This window comes from Algibacter pectinivorans, assembly GCF_900112595.1.
In the GTDB taxonomy this organism is placed as follows: domain Bacteria; phylum Bacteroidota; class Bacteroidia; order Flavobacteriales; family Flavobacteriaceae; genus Algibacter_B; species Algibacter_B pectinivorans.
In genome coordinates, this window is record NZ_FOMI01000001.1 from 557,826 (window position 1) to 574,040 (window position 16,215).

A 16,215-nucleotide genomic window follows, 5' to 3' on the forward strand; every position below is an offset into this window, starting at 1 on the left:
AAAAGTTTAATACAATGAACGAAGACATACAATTTATATTAGATAGTACTAAGGAATCTATGGGTAATGCCTTAGCACATCTAAAAAAACAATTTTTAAACATTAGAGCAGGAAAAGCAAGTCCTGCCATGTTAGGAAGTGTTATGGTCGATTATTATGGTTCGCAAACACCACTTAGTCAAGTTGCCAATGTAAACACTCCAGATGGTAGAACCATTACCGTACAACCATGGGAAAAAAACATGCTTCAAGAAATTGAGCGTGGAATTGCTTATGCAAACCTTGGTTTTAACCCAATGAACAATGGCGACACTATAATTATTAATGTACCGCCATTAACCGAAGAGCGTCGTAAAGACTTAGCAAAACAAGCAAAATCTGAAGCTGAAGATGCTAAAGTAAGCATTAGAACCGCTAGAAAAGATGCTATGAACGAGGTAAAGAAAAATGATGATGTGTCGGAAGATTTAAAAAAGAATGCCGAAATAGACATACAACAAATTACCGATATTCACGTTAAAAAGGTCGATGAGCTTTTCGATATTAAAGAAAAAGAAATAATGACTGTTTAATACAAAACAACATTTAAATTTTAAAGGCGGCTTTAGGTCGCTTTTTTTTATAAATTATTTAGCTTCTTGCGTTATAACTAATGTTTAAATATTTCTCTGTTTTTTTATTATTGGCAAGTACTACTTTGGTGCAAGCGCAATCTTTTAATAAAGAAATTGAAGAGCCTAAGCAAGATTCCCTTAATAAAAGAAAGTTGCTAAAAAGCCTTGGTAACGGCTATTTACCATCCAAATACTTCGATGCCGATTTACGATATTTAATAAAATACAACCAATACGAAGGCGTAAGAACGGGTATAGGTATTGTAACAAACAAGGCGTTTTCTGAAAAATACAGACTAAATTCTTACGGGGTTTATGGCTTTAGAGACCACCGTTTTAAATATAGCTTAGGTGGTGGCATTAGGCTAGCCGAACAAACAAATACCTGGCTAAATTTAACCTACACAGACGACTTACAAGAAACGGGAAGTACCAAATTTTTAACAGACAAACGTTTTTTTCAATTCTTTGAACCGCGTTTGTTAAACATTAGTTTATTTCATAAACATATTACAAAATCTATTGCTCTAGAGCACGAAATAAATTATAAATGGCTTGCAGAAACAGAGTTTACTACAAGCAAAATAGAACCTACTTACGCATATGGTTTCAATGTTAACGGCAATTCTTATCAAAATTTCGATATAACCTCTGCTAAAATAGCACTACAATGGAGCCCATTTAACACATTAACAACTACAGAAAATAATAAAGAAACTACAAACGAAACCTATCCAAAATTTTCATTTCAATACACCAAAAGTTTTAAAAATGTTTTGGGTGGCGACTTTAATTTTTCTAAACTAGATTTTAGAACCCTGTGTTACATAGGTGATAAAAAAAATGCATTTTCTGAGGCAACAATAGTATTTGGTTTGGCGTTAGGAGACCTTCCATTAACTCACCTTTACCATGCCTACCCAAACAACATTAATAAAGAAAAAATACTACAGCGCTTTTCTGTGGCAGGTTTAAATAGTTTTGAAACCATGTTTTTTAACGAATTCTTTTCCGATAGGTTTACAACTCTTCAATTTAAACATTTTTTAAAGCCATTTAATATTTCTAAAAGCTACCAACCACAATTGGTACTAATAACACGATATGCCATTGGCGATATGAAATTTCCCGAACGACATGAAAATATAACTTTCAGCAGCTTAGAAAAAGGCTATACAGAATCTGGCTTCGAATTAAACAAGCTACTTTTTGGATTTGGTTTAAGCTTTACATACAGGTATGGTGCATACCATCTACCTAGTATAGACGATAATGTGGCATTTAAATTTACATTTAACATTACTTTATAAACCAACACGATACGCAGGCATTAAAAGCATAGCACTAGCTACCGCCCCTTTTAATTTTAAATACAAGTCTAGTGCCATTAATTAATAAGGTTTATTATAATTGTTAACAGGTATTATCCTTGTTTTTTCTACCTTTGCGCATCTTTTTTACTAAGGCATGTTTAAACTTTTTACAAAGAATTTTTGGGACGTTACGGCAAGATTAATTTTACGTAACAAAATTGGTATTTTATTAGGTATTATTATTACTACCGTGTTGTTGGCTCAGAAATGGGACAATATGCGTTTAGCCTATAGCGAAGCTAATATGTTGCCCGACAATCATGAGGTAAATATTACCTATAACCGATTTCTTGAAACTTTTGGTGAAGAAGGTAATCTTATTGTTCTAGGTGTTAAAGACTCCACACTTTTTACTGTTGAAAAGCTAAATGCTTGGAATAACCTTTCGGAATATTTTAAAAAAAGTGAAGCGATAGAAACTGTGGTTTCTATAAAAGATCTTCAAAAGCTTATAAAGGATACTGAAAATGAAAAATTCCAGTTGGAGCCCTTTATAAAAGATTCTATTACCAACCTAGCTCAATTAGAAACTTTACAAAACGAGCTTTTTAAAAAGTACCCATTTTACGATAATTTTTTATTTAATAAAGACTCTAAAACCATACGAACAGCTATTTACATGGATAAAGCCATTGTAAACACCTCTGCCAGAAAAGATTTTATTGTTAATGTTTTAATACCAAAAATTAAAAGTTTTGAAAAGCAATATGGCGTCGATGTAAAAATGTCTGGTATGCCATATATTAGAACCCTAAACTCTCAAAATATAGTAGATGAAATTAGCACATTCATTTTAGCGGCTTTAGTAGTAACGTCTTTAATTTTCTTTTTCTTTTTTAGATCGTTTAGAGCTACCTTTATCTCAATGGTAGTGGTTTGTATTGGTGTAATGTGGACCTTAGGAATTATTGGCTTTTTAAATTACGAAGTATCAGTTTTAACAGCCTTAATACCACCGCTAATTATTGTAATAGGTATTCCAAATTGTATTTTCTTAATTAATAAATACCAACACGAAGTAAAACTGCATGGGAACAAGATAAAATCATTACAGCGTGTTATTACCAAAATTGGTAATGCTACGTTAATGACTAATGTTACTACAGCATCTGGTTTTGCCACCTTTATACTAACCGAAAGTAAACTTTTAAAGGAGTTTGGAGTAGTAGCTTCTTTAAGTATTCTAGCCATTTTTATTCTGTGTTTACTTATTATTCCTATTCTATACAGCTTTATGCCTTATCCAAAAGATCGCCATTTAGAGCATCTTAACAAACGTTGGATTGGTGGTTTTGTAGATTGGATGGAACTTATGGTAAGAAAAAAACGTATTACTATCTATATAACATCTGTTGTGTTGCTAGTAGTAAGTATTATTGGTATTTATCAAATTAAAACCTCTGGAAGTTTAATTGAAGATATGCCACAAGAATCTGAATTTGTAAACGACATCAGGTTTTTTGAAAATGAATTTAATGGTATAATGCCATTGGAAATCATGATAGATACTAAGCGTAAAAAAGGGGTTATGAAACTCGCCACCTTAAAGCGCATGGAAGAACTCGAAGAACTCATTTACGAAACTCCAGAGCTTTCTAAACCCATCTCGGTAGTTGGTTTAGTAAAATACTCTAAGCAGGCCTATTATAATGGCAACACAAAATACTATCAATTGCCAACCTCGCAAGAAAATAGCTTTATTTTATCGTATGCGAAAAATTCAACATCCAATGTCGATTTGCTTAAAAATTTTGTAGATAGTACAGGTCAATATGCTCGTATTACAACGTTTATGAAAGATGTTGGAACCGACAAAATGGAACGTATTGAAGAAAACCTTCAAACAAAAATAGATAAAGTTTTTCCAAAAGAACGTTATAATGTGATTATGACCGGAAAAGCATTGCTATTCCAAAAAGGCACAAAATACTTGGTAAAAAACTTAGTAATATCCTTAACCCTAGCTATTGTATTAATTGCCGTATTTATGGCCTATATGTTCCGTTCTGGCAGAATGATAATAGTGTCGTTAATACCAAACTTATTGCCACTGTTAATAACCGCAGGTTTAATGGGCTATTTAGGGGTTCCTATAAAACCATCTACTATTTTGGTGTTTAGTATTGCCTTTGGTATATCGGTAGATGATACCATTCACTTTTTAGCCAAATACAGACAAGAACTTCAAGCCAATAACTGGAAAATTAAAGTTTCTGTATATGGGGCTTTACGCGAAACGGGCGTAAGCATGTTTTACACCTCTATAGTCTTATTTTTCGGCTTCTCGGTATTTACCATTTCTAGCTTTGGTGGCACCGTAGCTCTAGGTGCTTTAGTTTCAGCTACCTTACTATTTGCCATGTTATCAAATTTACTATTGTTACCTTCATTGTTATTATCGTTAGAGCGCAGTATAGCTAATAAGCAGGTGCTTAGAAAACCAACAATAAATATTATTCCTGAAGAGGACGAATCTGAAGCATAAAATTTTAACAGTAATATTTTACATTTTAGCCTAATAGCTAACAGTAATAATATTTGAAAATTTTATATTTACATTATAAATTTTTCAATATGCAATTAAGAACTGTTTCAGAATTACTAACACAAGATATAATATTACCAGAAGTAGAAATTAAAGGTTGGGTAAGAACCTTTAGAGCCAATCGTTTTATAGCTTTAAATGATGGTTCAACCATTAACAATATACAATGTGTAGTTGATTTCGAAAATTTTGATGAAGCCCTTTTAAAACGAGTAACAACAGGCGCAGCTATTCATGTAAAAGGAGAATTGATTGAAAGCCAAGGTAAAGGACAAAAGGTTGAAATAAAGGTTAGTGCTTTAACGGTTTTAGGCGATTCCGATCCGGAAACCTACCCTATTCAGCCTAAAAAGCACTCGTTCGAATTTTTACGTGAAAATGCACATTTACGTACCAGAACAAGTACTTTTAGTGCTGTAATGCGCTTACGTTCGGCTTTATCATTTGCTATTCATAAATACTTTAATGATAATGGGTTTTATTATACACATACACCAATAATTACAGGAAGTGATGCTGAAGGTGCTGGCGAAATGTTTAAAGTATCTAGTCTTGATGCAAAAAACCCGCCTTTAAATGAAAAAGGAGAAATTGATTATACAAAAGACTTTTTTGGAAAAGAAACCAACTTGACCGTTTCTGGGCAATTAGAAGCAGAAACGTATGCCATGTCTTTAGGGAAAGTCTATACGTTTGGCCCAACGTTTAGAGCTGAAAACTCAAATACATCAAGACATTTAGCTGAATTCTGGATGATTGAGCCAGAAGTTGCCTTTATGGATCTTGCAGGAAATATGGACTTAGCCGAAGATTTTATGAAATCGGTTATAACATATGTTTTAGATAACAATCGTGAGGATCTAGAGTTTTTAGACAAACGTCTTCAAGACGAAGAAAAATCAAAACCGCAAGCCGAACGAAGCGAAATGTCTTTAATTGAAAAATTAAATTTCGTTACCGATAATAATTTTAAACGTGTTAGCTACACCGAAGCCATTGATATACTTAGAAACTCTAAACCAAATAAGAAAAAGAAATTTAAGTATCCTATAAATGAATGGGGGACAGATTTACAAAGTGAGCATGAACGATTTTTAGTTGAAAAACACTTTAAATGCCCTGTTATTTTGTTTGATTACCCTGCCAACATAAAAGCGTTTTACATGCGTTTAAACGACGATGAAAAAACAGTACGTGCCATGGATATTCTATTCCCTGGAATAGGCGAAATAGTAGGAGGAGCGCAACGCGAAGAACGTTTAGATGTTTTAAAAGAACGTATGGCAGCTATAAACATTCCTGAAGAAGAGCTTTGGTGGTACCTCGATTTACGTAAATTTGGAACTGCAGTGCATTCTGGATTCGGACTTGGTTTTGAGCGTTTAGTCATGTTTGCAACAGGCATGAGCAATATTAGAGATGTTATTCCTTTCCCTAGAACGCCACAAAATGCCGAATTTTAAAAAGTATCTTTGTAAAAGTCAAACTTAGAATACCTTGGGTATACTAATCCCTTTTTATATATTTGAGTAACAACCTTAAAATAGCATATGCTTAAACAATTTTTACAATTTAAATTATCTCAAAAACTGTCGCCACAGCAAATTCAGTTAATGAAACTGATACAACTGCCTACGCAAGCTTTTGAGCAACGTTTAAAGCAAGAATTAGAAGAAAACCCAGCTTTAGAAGGCGGTAAAGAGGATAGTAAGGATGAGCTAGATTCCGATTTTGATAACACAACAGACGATTACGAGGACAATGACTCTATAAATGCGGAAGATATAAATGTGGACGAATATTTGAGCGACGATGAAATTCCAGACTACCGAACTCAAGTAAACAACTACAGCAGTGACGATGAAGAAAAAACAATGCCGTATGCAGCAGGAACCTCATTTACACAACATTTAATAAGCCAATTAAATACATATAGACTATCTGACGAAGAACGTGACATAGCCGAATTTTTAGTAGGAAGCGTGGGCGAAAGCGGATACATAAGGCGCGAAATAAGTGATATTGTAGACGATTTGGCATTTACGCAAAGTGTATATACCACCGAAGAACAAGTTACCAAAGTATTAAAAATTGTACATCAATTAGATCCGGCAGGTGTTGGTGCCAGAAACCTTCAAGAGTGTTTAAGTATTCAATTACACCGAAAAGAAAAAACGTCAGATACCGAATTAGCCATTAATATTATTGATAATGCTTTCGATCAGTTTACTAAAAAGCATTACAAAAAATTACTTAATAAGTTTAATATTACCGAAACCCAGCTAAAAGATGCCATTAACGAAATTGAGCATTTAAATCCAAAACCAGGAGGATCTTATGCTGGAAATAACCGAATTGTAGAACACGTAGTTCCAGATTTTGCTATTAAAATAGTAGATGGCGAATTAGAGCTCACACTAAATGGACGTAATGCTCCAGAGCTTCATGTATCTAGAGAGTACAATAACATGCTTAAAGGTTACAAAGACTCTAAGGACAAATCTAAGTCTCAAAAAGACGCTGTTATATTTATTAAACAAAAGCTAGACGCTGCCAAGTGGTTTATTGAAGCCATAAAACAACGCCAACAGACTTTATTTGTAACCATGAGTGCTATAATGCACTACCAAAAAGAGTACTTTTTAACGGGCGATGAGCGCAACCTAAAACCCATGATACTTAAAGATATTGCAGATGAAATCCACATGGATGTCTCCACAGTATCACGAGTAGCAAATAGTAAATATGTTGATACGCCTTATGGCACAAAGTTGATAAAAGAGTTCTTTTCCGAATCTATGAAAAATGATCAGGGCGAGGATGTTTCTACTAGAGAAATTAAAAAAATCCTTGAAACTGTTGTTGAAGAAGAAGACAAGAAAAAACCTTTAACCGATGAAAACTTAGCTGGTATTTTAAAAGAAAAAGGTTATCCAATTGCCCGAAGAACGGTTGCCAAATATAGAGAGCAATTAGACATACCCGTAGCGCGTTTACGTAAAAAAATATAATGGATAGGCTACTAAAGAGTATATCATATATTTTTCATCCTTTATTAATGCCGCTATTTGCGGTGGCGTACTATTTTTCAATATCGCCAAGATACTATCCGCCAGAAATTATAAAAGCAAAATTTGTTGCTCTTTTTATACTTACCATAATTTTACCGCTCTTATTGTATTTAATACTAAAACTAATAGGTAAGGTTAATACCGTTAACCTTAGTACAACTAAAGAGAGAATATATCCATTAATGCTAAATAGTATTGTGGTTTTAATAATATTAAAAAAAATATTAACCCCATCGCAGTCTCCAGAACTTTACTTTTTTTTTGTAGGTATACTTATATCTAACATATCCTGCTTATTGCTCGCAATAATGCGTTTTAAGGCAAGTATTCATATGATAGCTATAACTGGGGTATTTATGTTTTTTATAGCGCTTAGCATTCATTTTAGCATTAATTTAAATAATACGCTAATATTTATGGCTATTATTTCAGGGGCCGTTGCCACTTCTAGACTTCACTTAAAAGCCCATTCTTATATAGAGCTAATAATTGGACTATTTCTTGGCGTAATTCCGCAATTAATTTTAGTTACCTATTGGCTGTAACAGGTTTTACAGTTTATCTTTCAATTAGTTTAGAGTATATAAAACATTAAACCAATTTTAATGGCATTGGTATCTAATACAACACCATCAATAGTAGCATTCTTGTTAAAAATAGGATTTAAAGCATAGTATAAATGAAAATTCCAGGTGCTATAACCGGCACTTAATGTAAAACCATATTGTAATGTGTTAAAATCGTCAATATTATTATATTTTAAATCCTCTGTATCTCCTAAATACTTCGTGGTATTACTAAACACATAACTTACCTTAAACCCGGTGTAAATGCGCCAAAAATTATATTCGGTTGGTGTAGAAGTACGCCATCTAAATTCAATAGGAACTTCTATTAAATGGGTAGAAAATTTATTTTTAGAATAATTAGAACTATCATCTAGAATACTATAGTCGAAACCACTTGCATCATTAGCCGAAATTAATAAATTTTGATTAAAGGAGTTTGCAGAATAGCCTAGCCCTATACCAATGGCTATATTCCTGTCGGTATTAATAGGCATATCTCTAATAAACCCTAAATGGAAACCTAATGAAAATCCACTTTGACTAAGACCATCGGGACTTTTGCCTAACAAGTTATATGTTATACCTGCATAAAACTGGTCTTCTTTATAAAGTGAATCAACTACCTTTTCGGTACTATCTTGAGCAAAACAAAAGCTAGAAGCACCAATAAAAAGTAAAATAGAAATACAATACTTCATTAACGAATATTATTTATTAGTAAAAGTAAATAAAATAAAAAGGCGTTTTGAGATATCAAAACGCCTTTTTTATAAAATTAAGAATGTAAGAGTTTAATTGTTACCCAGTACACTACCTTTTTTCGTGGTATAATTTATTTTAAGAGCATTAACTTTACGTAACTCTTGTTTGATATCACCTATTAATCCCATATTAGCATCGCTATCAACTTTTAAAGCTGTGGTTAAATATGGCACTAACTCTTCACGCTTTGAAGCTCGTTCTGCGGCAATAAAGGATGCAATTTCCTTAACATCAGCAAATTTATCATTTAATTGAATTTTTGCTGAATTTCCATATTGCTTATAATTTTCGCTTGGTTTACCTGCATAAATATACATTACCAAATCTTTTTTATCTAGCTTTTCAACTTGATCGGCAAACGGTAAGTTATTTTCAATCATTAAAGTGTTTTGCCTCATTACTGTAGCTACCATAAAAAAGAATAATAACATAAATACAATATCAGGAAGTGATGCTGTATTAACCGCCGGCATCTCGCCACTTTTTTTCTTGTTAAATTTAGACATGTTTTATAAATGTTAAATTATTCTTGTACTTCTGAAAGCTTTTGAGGATAGTCAGCTTTTATCTTGTCTATCTTCACTTTAAGCTTTTCTTTATTTCCAGGCCAATTTACATCTTTATAATCCGCTTCCATTTGTTCAAAGGACATGCTATATAAAGTCTCGGCTCTTTCATTTCTCAACTCATTATAAGCCGCTACCAATTCGTTTTGAACCGATATATAGGTTTTATAAGTTGTTTCTCTATTATTAGCTAAGGAAATAATGGCTTTGTCAGGATTATCAGATGATGCAGGATCTTTTGCGCCTTTACAATACGTACAAGACTTATCTCCTCCGTTATCTAAAAATTCTTTGGCTGCTTGTCTTAAATCTTTAAGTTCCATGATTTCATCTTCAACAAGTAACTGATCTTGACCATTTAATAATACGGTAAAGATGTTTTTTTGTTTGATGACTACATCTTCTTCAGATTCTTCCATTGGAGGAAGTTTACGGTTAATTCCCGAATCTGTTTCAATAGTAGTTGTTACAAGGAAAAATATTAGTAATAAGAAAGCAATGTCGGCCATTGAGCCTGCATTTACTTCTGGTGCTGCTCTTTTTGCCATAACTTATTTATTTAAGATTTTTTTTACTCCACCTAGTAACATAGATCCTATAGCTACTACAGCCAATGCATAAAATGCATACAATCCAGCTCCTACTGTTTTAGAGGTTCCTTCATCTATATCCATACCCTTATCTGTAAAAGGTTTTAAATCTAGATCTGTACCAGAAGATACTGCGTAAGATATAAATATTACTGCGGCAAATGCTCCTACCGTTAATAGTGTCTTTTTAATATCGCCAGCAAATAAACCTTTAATAACAAATATCACTACTAAAGCTAATACTATTCCTAGTACAGCGTAGGCAACGTAGAGTAAGTTCCCACTCATACTTAAAGCAGATTCATCATCTCCAGCTATTATTAATAGAACAAATATTGCTCCAATAATAGCTAATGCGAAAGCCACTATTTTTAAAATTTTATGTAAACCCATTTTTTATTTTTTTAAATTATTACTTTTTATGCTTGATTAATAGATCCATTAACGTAATAGAAGCATCTTCCATATCATTAACGATACTATCAATTTTAGCAATAATGTAATTGTAAAAAATTTGAAGTATAATAGCTACTACTAAACCAAATACAGTTGTTAAAAGTGCTACTTTAATACCTCCTGCTACAAGTGATGGTTGCATATCTCCTGCTGCCTCAATTTTATCGAAGGCTTGAATCATACCAATTACCGTTCCCATGAAACCAAGCATTGGTGCTAATGCGATAAATAAAGAAATCCAAGATACGTTTTTCTCTAATTGTCCCATTTGAACGCCTCCATAAGCTACTACAGCTTTTTCAGCAGCTTCAATACCTTCGTCAGTTCTATCTAAACCTTGGTAGTAAATAGAAGCAATAGGCCCTTTAGTATTTCTACAAACTTCTTTTGCTGCTTCAATGCCTCCAGAAGATAATGCATCTTCAACCGATTGAGCTAATTTTTTTGTATTTGTTGTAGAAAGGTTTAAAAAGATAATTCTTTCAATAGCAATTGCTAAACCTAGAATTAAACATAAAAGTACAATACCCATAAATCCGGCACCCCCTTCAATAAAACGCTTCTTTAAATTTTGATGAAACGAAAGCTCTGCAGCTGGCGCCTCGTCTTGTGTCATTGTTGTAACCGTTGTTACAGCAGTACTAGTGTTTGCAATTGTAGTTGCATTAGCAGTTCCGAATGCCACCATTAAAGTTATGGCTAGGATAGAAAATAATCTTTTCATGTTGTACGATCTTAATTTTATTAGTTAAAGTGTTAAAGATATAAAAAAAAAGCAATTAAAAATAAAAAATATCAGCAGAGAGGAAGGGATTCGAACCCTCGATACGCTATTAACATATACACGCTTTCCAAGCGTGCGCCTTAAGCCACTCGGCCACCTCTCTATAATCAATTTTTAATTACGGGGCTCAAATAACAAAAAAATCTTTAAAGGATAAAATATTTATAGTTATTTTTAAGACAATTCCCCGCGCAAAGCGGTTTCATATTTGGTTTTGAATGTGTTAGCAGAAATATTTTTACTTAACAAATACATCAGTTTTGCAATGGCTGCTTCGGTTGTCATATCTTTTCCAGTTATCACACCTAGTTTTTTTAAGGCCCTACTTGTTTCGTAATGTCCCATTAGTACACTTCCGCCTGCACATTGTGTTACATTTATAATATGTATACCTTTTAATATAGCTTCTTTTAACAAACCAATAAACCAGGCTTCGGTAGTACAATTACCTGCCCCAAAAGTTTCAATAATAACCGCTTTTAAACTAGGTACGCTAAAAATAGTTTCTAAAATAGTTTTCGATATACCTGGATACAACCTTACAACCGCTATATTTTCGTCTAGATTTTTATTAACCTTTAGTGGTCTTGCTCCGTTTGTTTGTAATAAATGCTCTGTATTAATTTTTAAATGCACTCCAGATTCGGCCAAATCTGGATAATTTGAGGATACAAATGCCTGAAAATGTTCAGCATTCAATTTAGTAGTTCTATTACCTCGATATAGTTTATATTCAAAATACAAACACACCTCTCTTACTACAGGTTTGCCTTGGTGTTGTAATGAAGCTACTTGAATAGATGTTATTAAGTTCTCTTTAGCATCGGTTCTTAAGTCTCCTATTGGCAACTGCGACCCGGTAAACACTACTGGTTTTGCTAAGTTTTCGAGCATAAAACTTAGTGCCGATGCCGAATAACTCATAGTATCGCTACCATGAAGGATAACAAAACCATCAAAACCCTGATAATTGGTTTCGATAATTTCGGCAATTTCCACCCAATATTTTGGTTGCATGTCGCTAGAATCTATTGGATTCTTAAAAGACACGGTATCGATATCGCAATCTAAGAGTTGTAACTCTGGGATTCTATCTAATAGATTTTTAAAATTGAAAGCTTTTAATGCTCCCGTTTTAAAATCCTTAACCATACCTATAGTACCACCTGTGTATATAAGCAGTATTTTTACCTTAGATTTTGTCATGCCTAAATTTTAAAAACTTTTTTAGAGTTTGTGGTTGTAACTTTCGCTATATCTTTTAAAGATACATTATATATGTCCGAAAGCTTTTCTAAAACCTTTATAATGTATGCACTTTCGTTTCGTTTTCCTCTATAAGGCACTGGTGATAAATAAGGTGAATCCGTTTCTAATACGATATGCTCTAGGGGAATTTCATTTAAAAACTGATCTATTTTACCGTTTTTAAAAGTTGCTACTCCACCAATACCTAACTTCATATTATACGAAATAGCTTTATGCGCTTGCTCCAATGTTCCTGTAAAACAATGGAATATCCCGAATAAATCGTCTCCTTTTTCACTTTCTAAAACTTCAAAAATTTCATTAAAAGCTTCTCTACAATGAATAACAATGGGTAATTTATACTGTTTTGCAAGTTGTATTTGATGTTTAAATGCTTCTGTTTGAATATTTAAAGTTGACTTATCCCAATATAAATCAATACCTATTTCTCCAACAGCATAAAACTTTCGAGATGCAAGCATCTCTTCAACATGCTTTAGCTCTTCCTTATAATTATCTTTAACATGTGTAGGGTGTAATCCCATCATTAAATACACATGGTTAGGGTAATCCTGTTTAAGCTGAAGCATCGCTTTGGTATAAGTTGAATCTATAGCAGGAATAAAAAATCTAGAAACGCCTTGTGCAATAGCGCGTTTAATCATATCGTCTCTATCCTCATCGAAGGCTTCACTATATAAATGCGTGTGTGTGTCTGTAATTATCAAAGTCATTAATTTATATAATGTAAAAATAATTGTTTTTATAGGATTATATTTGTTTAAAACTAATAAGATGGAATTGTTGCAAGAATTTCTTGAGAAAAAAGGGTACACAAAAGTTAAGTTGCACTTTACCAAGACCAATCATTTTGAAATTAAAGCTACAATTAATGGAAAGAAAGGTTTGTTTATACTAGATACCGGAGCATCTAATTCTTGCGTAGGTTTTGAAAGCGTTGAAACCTTTAATCTTATAGCTGAAGACTCTTTAATTAAAGCTGCTGGTGCTGGTGCTATAGACATGGAAACTAAAACATCAAGAAAAAACAAATTAAAAATTGGTAAATGGCAACATAATAAGGTTGTTTTAGTCTTATTTAACCTTACACACGTAAACATGGCACTTACTAACCACAACTCTAAACCTGTTGATGGTATTATAGGTGCAGACATTTTAAAAAAAGGCAAAGCAATCATAGATTACGAAAAGAAATATCTATATTTAAAGTTATAAATTAATAGCAAACCAACGCTCTCTCTATACTAAATGAATACTACAATTGTAATAGCCGATGATCACCCGCTAATGCTTAGAGGCTTAACCGATTTTTTAACCTCCAAAGGGTTTAATATAATTGGTAGTGCTGAAGACGGCAAAACAGCATACAACCTTATTGTTAAACTAAAACCCACTATTGCTATTTTAGATATTAGAATGCCATATAAAACGGGGTTAGAAATTGCTGAAGATTGCAAAAGAAACGAATTAGGCACTAAAGTTATTCTAATAACTTTTGATAAAGAAGAAGAATTATACGACAAAGCAGTAGAGTACGGCGTTTACGGTTATATTTTAAAGGAGTTTGCTATTGAAGAAATTGAAACCTGTATAAGTCAGGTAGTTATAGGCAAACCCTATTTTAGCGAAGAAATAGCCTCGTATTTAAAAAGTAGCACCTTAGAAAACAAACCCGAAACCCTAGATTTACTTACCAAATCTGAATTAAGAATAGTAAAACTTATTGCTGAAAATAAAACGAGCCAAGACATCGCCGACGAGTTATCTATTTCTATTAGAACTGTTGATAAGCACCGAAGCAATATTGTACATAAGCTTAAACTAGATAACAGACCCACATCATTATCCATTTGGGCAACACTAAACAAAGATTTTTTATAATATACGTAGAAGTGCTTATTTTTTGTAAGAATTAAATGTCTTATCTTTACAGTGCTATTAATTAGTTCTTAGGGAGAATTAAAGAAAGCTCTAGATTGTAATAGTCTAGAGCTTTCGCATTTTAAAGGTTTTTTTTATAAAATGCCTCTTCAATTTAAAAATACGTATAACTGCGTATTTTTTTTAAACACCAATCGTATTACTTTTACAGTGCTATTAATTAATTCTTTTGAGAGAGAATTTTTTAGAAACTCTGCACTGTATTGGTGCAGAGTTTTAAAATAAATTTAAAACCTAAAGAACATGTTCGATTCCCAAATGGAAAAAGAAAACAATACTCTAAATAAATGTATTATTATAGGGTTAAGTATTTTAGCCGTTATTGTAGTAGCAATAAATCTTATATTATGTTTTAGTTAGTGTGATCTAGTTTGTCCCAAAACATTCGACCAAAAAAAAGGTGTTACAATAGTATTGTAACACCTTTTTTTATTTAATTTATTTAATACTATAACTCTAATGATTTTTTAACATCGTTATTCATTAATAGTTCTATTGGGTTTTCTAATGCCTCTTTAACTGCAACTAAAAAGCCTACACTTTCTTTACCATCAATAATTCTATGGTCGTAAGATAACGCAACATACATAATAGGACGTATTACAACCTGACCGTCAATAGCAACAGGACGCTCTACAATATTGTGCATTCCTAAAATTCCACTTTGTGGCGGATTAATAATTGGGGTAGATAACATACTTCCAAATACACCACCATTGGTAATTGTAAATGTACCTCCTGTCATTTCATCAACCGTAATTTGACCATCTCTAGCACGTAATGCCAAACGTTTCACTTCAGACTCAACACCTCTAAAGCTTAAGTTTTCGGCATTACGAATTACTGGTACCATTAGTCCTTTTGGTCCTGAAACGGCAATACTAATATCGCAAAAATCGTATGATAACATTTCTTTACCATCAATCATTGAGTTTACTGCTGGATACATTTTTAATGCTCTAACTACTGCAAGTGTAAAGAAGCTCATAAACCCTAAACTAACACCATGTTTAGCTTTAAAGGTTTCTTTATATTCTTTACGTAAAGCAAAAATAGGCGACATATCAACTTCGTTAAACGTAGTTAACATTGCCGTTGTATTTTTAACCTCTACCAAACGTTCTGCTACTTTACGACGTAACATAGACATTTTACTTCTAGATGTACCACGGCTACCTCCTGTTGGAGTTCCCATTGAAGGCACTGCGTTTACCGCATCTTCTTTAGTTACGCGTCCGGCTTTACCGGTTCCTGTAACTGTAGAGGCATCAATACCTTTTTCTGCTAAAACTTTTTTCGCTGCAGGACTTGCAGTACCTGTAGCATACGTTTTAGTTTCGGCTGCTTTTGGCACCTCAGCTTTTGGTGCTTCAACCTTAGCTTCAGCTTTTGGAGCCTCACCTCCTGCTGGTTTTTCTGCACTTGTATCAATTAAACAAACTACAGCTCCAACCTCGACAGCATCACCTTCTTCCGCTTTAAGCGTAATAATTCCGCTAACTTCGGCTGGTAACTCAAGTGTTGCTTTGTCGCTATCTACCTCGGCAATAGCTTGATCTTTTTCAACATAATCACCATCTTCTACTAACCAAGTTGCTATTTCTACCTCTGTAATAGATTCGCCTGGAGAAGGCACTTTCATTTCTAAAATCATTTTTTATAATTTTAATTGTAT

The 16,215-nt window shown here is 33.0% G+C and carries 16 protein-coding genes and 1 tRNA gene; 8 read left to right on the top strand and 9 right to left on the bottom strand.

Features of this window, described 5'->3' with window-relative positions; genetic code table 11:
• The first annotated feature begins 14 nt into the window (after window positions 1–14).
• From frr to BMY96_RS02575, 6 genes are all read left to right on the top strand, one after another.
• Entirely contained in the window at window positions 15–572 is a 558-nt protein-coding gene (frr, locus tag BMY96_RS02550; RefSeq protein WP_092848640.1) for a ribosome recycling factor, read from the top strand.
• A gap of 80 nt (window positions 573–652) precedes the next feature.
• Window positions 653–1,924, top strand: coding sequence for a DUF5686 family C-terminal domain-containing protein (locus BMY96_RS02555; RefSeq protein ID WP_092848642.1), 1,272 nt, complete (start codon window positions 653–655; stop codon window positions 1,922–1,924).
• Between the two features lie 157 nt (window positions 1,925–2,081).
• Window positions 2,082–4,472 (top strand): efflux RND transporter permease subunit, encoded by a 2,391-nt coding sequence (locus BMY96_RS02560; protein WP_092848644.1) that lies wholly within the window; start codon window positions 2,082–2,084, stop codon window positions 4,470–4,472.
• Window positions 4,473–4,561: 89 nt separating this feature from the next.
• Window positions 4,562–5,995 (top strand): asparagine--tRNA ligase, encoded by a 1,434-nt coding sequence (gene asnS / locus BMY96_RS02565; RefSeq protein ID WP_092848647.1) that lies wholly within the window; start codon window positions 4,562–4,564, stop codon window positions 5,993–5,995.
• A gap of 87 nt (window positions 5,996–6,082) precedes the next feature.
• Window positions 6,083–7,543, top strand: coding sequence for an RNA polymerase factor sigma-54 (gene rpoN, locus BMY96_RS02570; protein ID WP_092848649.1), 1,461 nt, complete (start codon window positions 6,083–6,085; stop codon window positions 7,541–7,543).
• Window positions 7,543–8,148 carry a hypothetical protein gene (locus BMY96_RS02575; RefSeq protein ID WP_175473498.1) on the top strand — a complete coding sequence of 202 codons (606 nt, stop codon included), beginning with the start codon at window positions 7,543–7,545 and terminating at the stop codon, window positions 8,146–8,148. Before rpoN ends, BMY96_RS02575 begins: the two co-directional genes overlap by 1 nt.
• A 29-nt stretch (window positions 8,149–8,177) precedes the next feature.
• Here the strand turns inward: BMY96_RS02575 and BMY96_RS02580 are convergent, their stop codons facing one another.
• The 8 genes from BMY96_RS02580 to BMY96_RS02615 all read right to left on the bottom strand — a co-directional run bounded on the left by BMY96_RS02580 (window position 8,178) and on the right by BMY96_RS02615 (window position 13,306).
• On the bottom strand, window positions 8,178–8,870 hold the full coding sequence (locus tag BMY96_RS02580) for a porin family protein (RefSeq protein WP_092848651.1): 693 nt from the start codon (window positions 8,868–8,870) through the stop codon (window positions 8,178–8,180).
• Between the two features lie 93 nt (window positions 8,871–8,963).
• Window positions 8,964–9,440, bottom strand: coding sequence for an ExbD/TolR family protein (locus tag BMY96_RS02585; RefSeq protein WP_092848653.1), 477 nt, complete (start codon window positions 9,438–9,440; stop codon window positions 8,964–8,966).
• A 17-nt stretch (window positions 9,441–9,457) separates the two neighbouring features.
• Window positions 9,458–10,048, bottom strand: a complete 591-nt coding sequence (locus BMY96_RS02590) for an ExbD/TolR family protein (RefSeq protein ID WP_092848656.1) — start codon at window positions 10,046–10,048, stop codon at window positions 9,458–9,460.
• A 3-nt stretch (window positions 10,049–10,051) separates the two neighbouring features.
• A complete protein-coding gene (locus BMY96_RS02595; RefSeq protein WP_092848658.1) occupies window positions 10,052–10,483 on the bottom strand; it encodes a hypothetical protein in 432 nt (143 codons plus the stop codon).
• A gap of 19 nt (window positions 10,484–10,502) precedes the next feature.
• Window positions 10,503–11,270, bottom strand: coding sequence for a MotA/TolQ/ExbB proton channel family protein (locus tag BMY96_RS02600; RefSeq protein ID WP_092848661.1), 768 nt, complete (start codon window positions 11,268–11,270; stop codon window positions 10,503–10,505).
• Between the two features lie 75 nt (window positions 11,271–11,345).
• Window positions 11,346–11,433 (bottom strand) — tRNA-Ser (locus tag BMY96_RS02605).
• 71 nt (window positions 11,434–11,504) lie between these two features.
• On the bottom strand, window positions 11,505–12,536 hold the full coding sequence (locus BMY96_RS02610) for an asparaginase (RefSeq protein WP_092848664.1): 1,032 nt from the start codon (window positions 12,534–12,536) through the stop codon (window positions 11,505–11,507).
• 2 nt (window positions 12,537–12,538) lie between these two features.
• Window positions 12,539–13,306, bottom strand: a complete 768-nt coding sequence (locus tag BMY96_RS02615) for a TatD family hydrolase (RefSeq protein WP_092848799.1) — start codon at window positions 13,304–13,306, stop codon at window positions 12,539–12,541.
• Between the two features lie 67 nt (window positions 13,307–13,373).
• Between BMY96_RS02615 and BMY96_RS02620 the strand changes: the two genes are divergently transcribed.
• Window positions 13,374–13,814, top strand: coding sequence for a retropepsin-like aspartic protease (locus BMY96_RS02620; protein WP_092848666.1), 441 nt, complete (start codon window positions 13,374–13,376; stop codon window positions 13,812–13,814).
• A 33-nt stretch (window positions 13,815–13,847) separates the two neighbouring features.
• Complete coding sequence (locus BMY96_RS02625) at window positions 13,848–14,480, top strand: response regulator (RefSeq protein ID WP_092848669.1); 633 nt, start codon at window positions 13,848–13,850, stop codon at window positions 14,478–14,480.
• A gap of 508 nt (window positions 14,481–14,988) precedes the next feature.
• On the opposite strand, the gene odhB is transcribed toward BMY96_RS02625, so the two are convergent.
• A complete protein-coding gene (gene odhB, locus BMY96_RS02630) occupies window positions 14,989–16,194 on the bottom strand; it encodes a 2-oxoglutarate dehydrogenase complex dihydrolipoyllysine-residue succinyltransferase (protein ID WP_092848671.1) in 1,206 nt (401 codons plus the stop codon).
• Window positions 16,195–16,215: the final 21 nt, after the last annotated feature.

Bases quoted from the DNA above. Each gene is read 5' to 3' on its own strand.
- BMY96_RS02590 (WP_092848656.1), bottom strand. From the start codon at position 10,048: ATGGCAAAAAGAGCAGCACCAGAAGTAAATGCAGGCTCAATGGCCGAC.
- rpoN (WP_092848649.1), top strand. From the start codon at position 6,083: ATGCTTAAACAATTTTTACAATTTAAATTATCTCAAAAACTGTCGCCA.
- BMY96_RS02595 (WP_092848658.1), bottom strand. From the start codon at position 10,483: ATGGGTTTACATAAAATTTTAAAAATAGTGGCTTTCGCATTAGCTATT.
- BMY96_RS02585 (WP_092848653.1), bottom strand. From the start codon at position 9,440: ATGTCTAAATTTAACAAGAAAAAAAGTGGCGAGATGCCGGCGGTTAAT.
- BMY96_RS02560 (WP_092848644.1), top strand. From the start codon at position 2,082: ATGTTTAAACTTTTTACAAAGAATTTTTGGGACGTTACGGCAAGATTA.
- asnS (WP_092848647.1), top strand. From the start codon at position 4,562: ATGCAATTAAGAACTGTTTCAGAATTACTAACACAAGATATAATATTA.
- BMY96_RS02580 (WP_092848651.1), bottom strand. From the start codon at position 8,870: ATGAAGTATTGTATTTCTATTTTACTTTTTATTGGTGCTTCTAGCTTT.
- BMY96_RS02610 (WP_092848664.1), bottom strand. From the start codon at position 12,536: ATGACAAAATCTAAGGTAAAAATACTGCTTATATACACAGGTGGTACT.
- frr (WP_092848640.1), top strand. From the start codon at position 15: ATGAACGAAGACATACAATTTATATTAGATAGTACTAAGGAATCTATG.
- BMY96_RS02620 (WP_092848666.1), top strand. From the start codon at position 13,374: ATGGAATTGTTGCAAGAATTTCTTGAGAAAAAAGGGTACACAAAAGTT.
- BMY96_RS02555 (WP_092848642.1), top strand. From the start codon at position 653: ATGTTTAAATATTTCTCTGTTTTTTTATTATTGGCAAGTACTACTTTG.
- BMY96_RS02600 (WP_092848661.1), bottom strand. From the start codon at position 11,270: ATGAAAAGATTATTTTCTATCCTAGCCATAACTTTAATGGTGGCATTC.
- BMY96_RS02625 (WP_092848669.1), top strand. From the start codon at position 13,848: ATGAATACTACAATTGTAATAGCCGATGATCACCCGCTAATGCTTAGA.
- BMY96_RS02575 (WP_175473498.1), top strand. From the start codon at position 7,543: ATGGATAGGCTACTAAAGAGTATATCATATATTTTTCATCCTTTATTA.
- odhB (WP_092848671.1), bottom strand. From the start codon at position 16,194: ATGATTTTAGAAATGAAAGTGCCTTCTCCAGGCGAATCTATTACAGAG.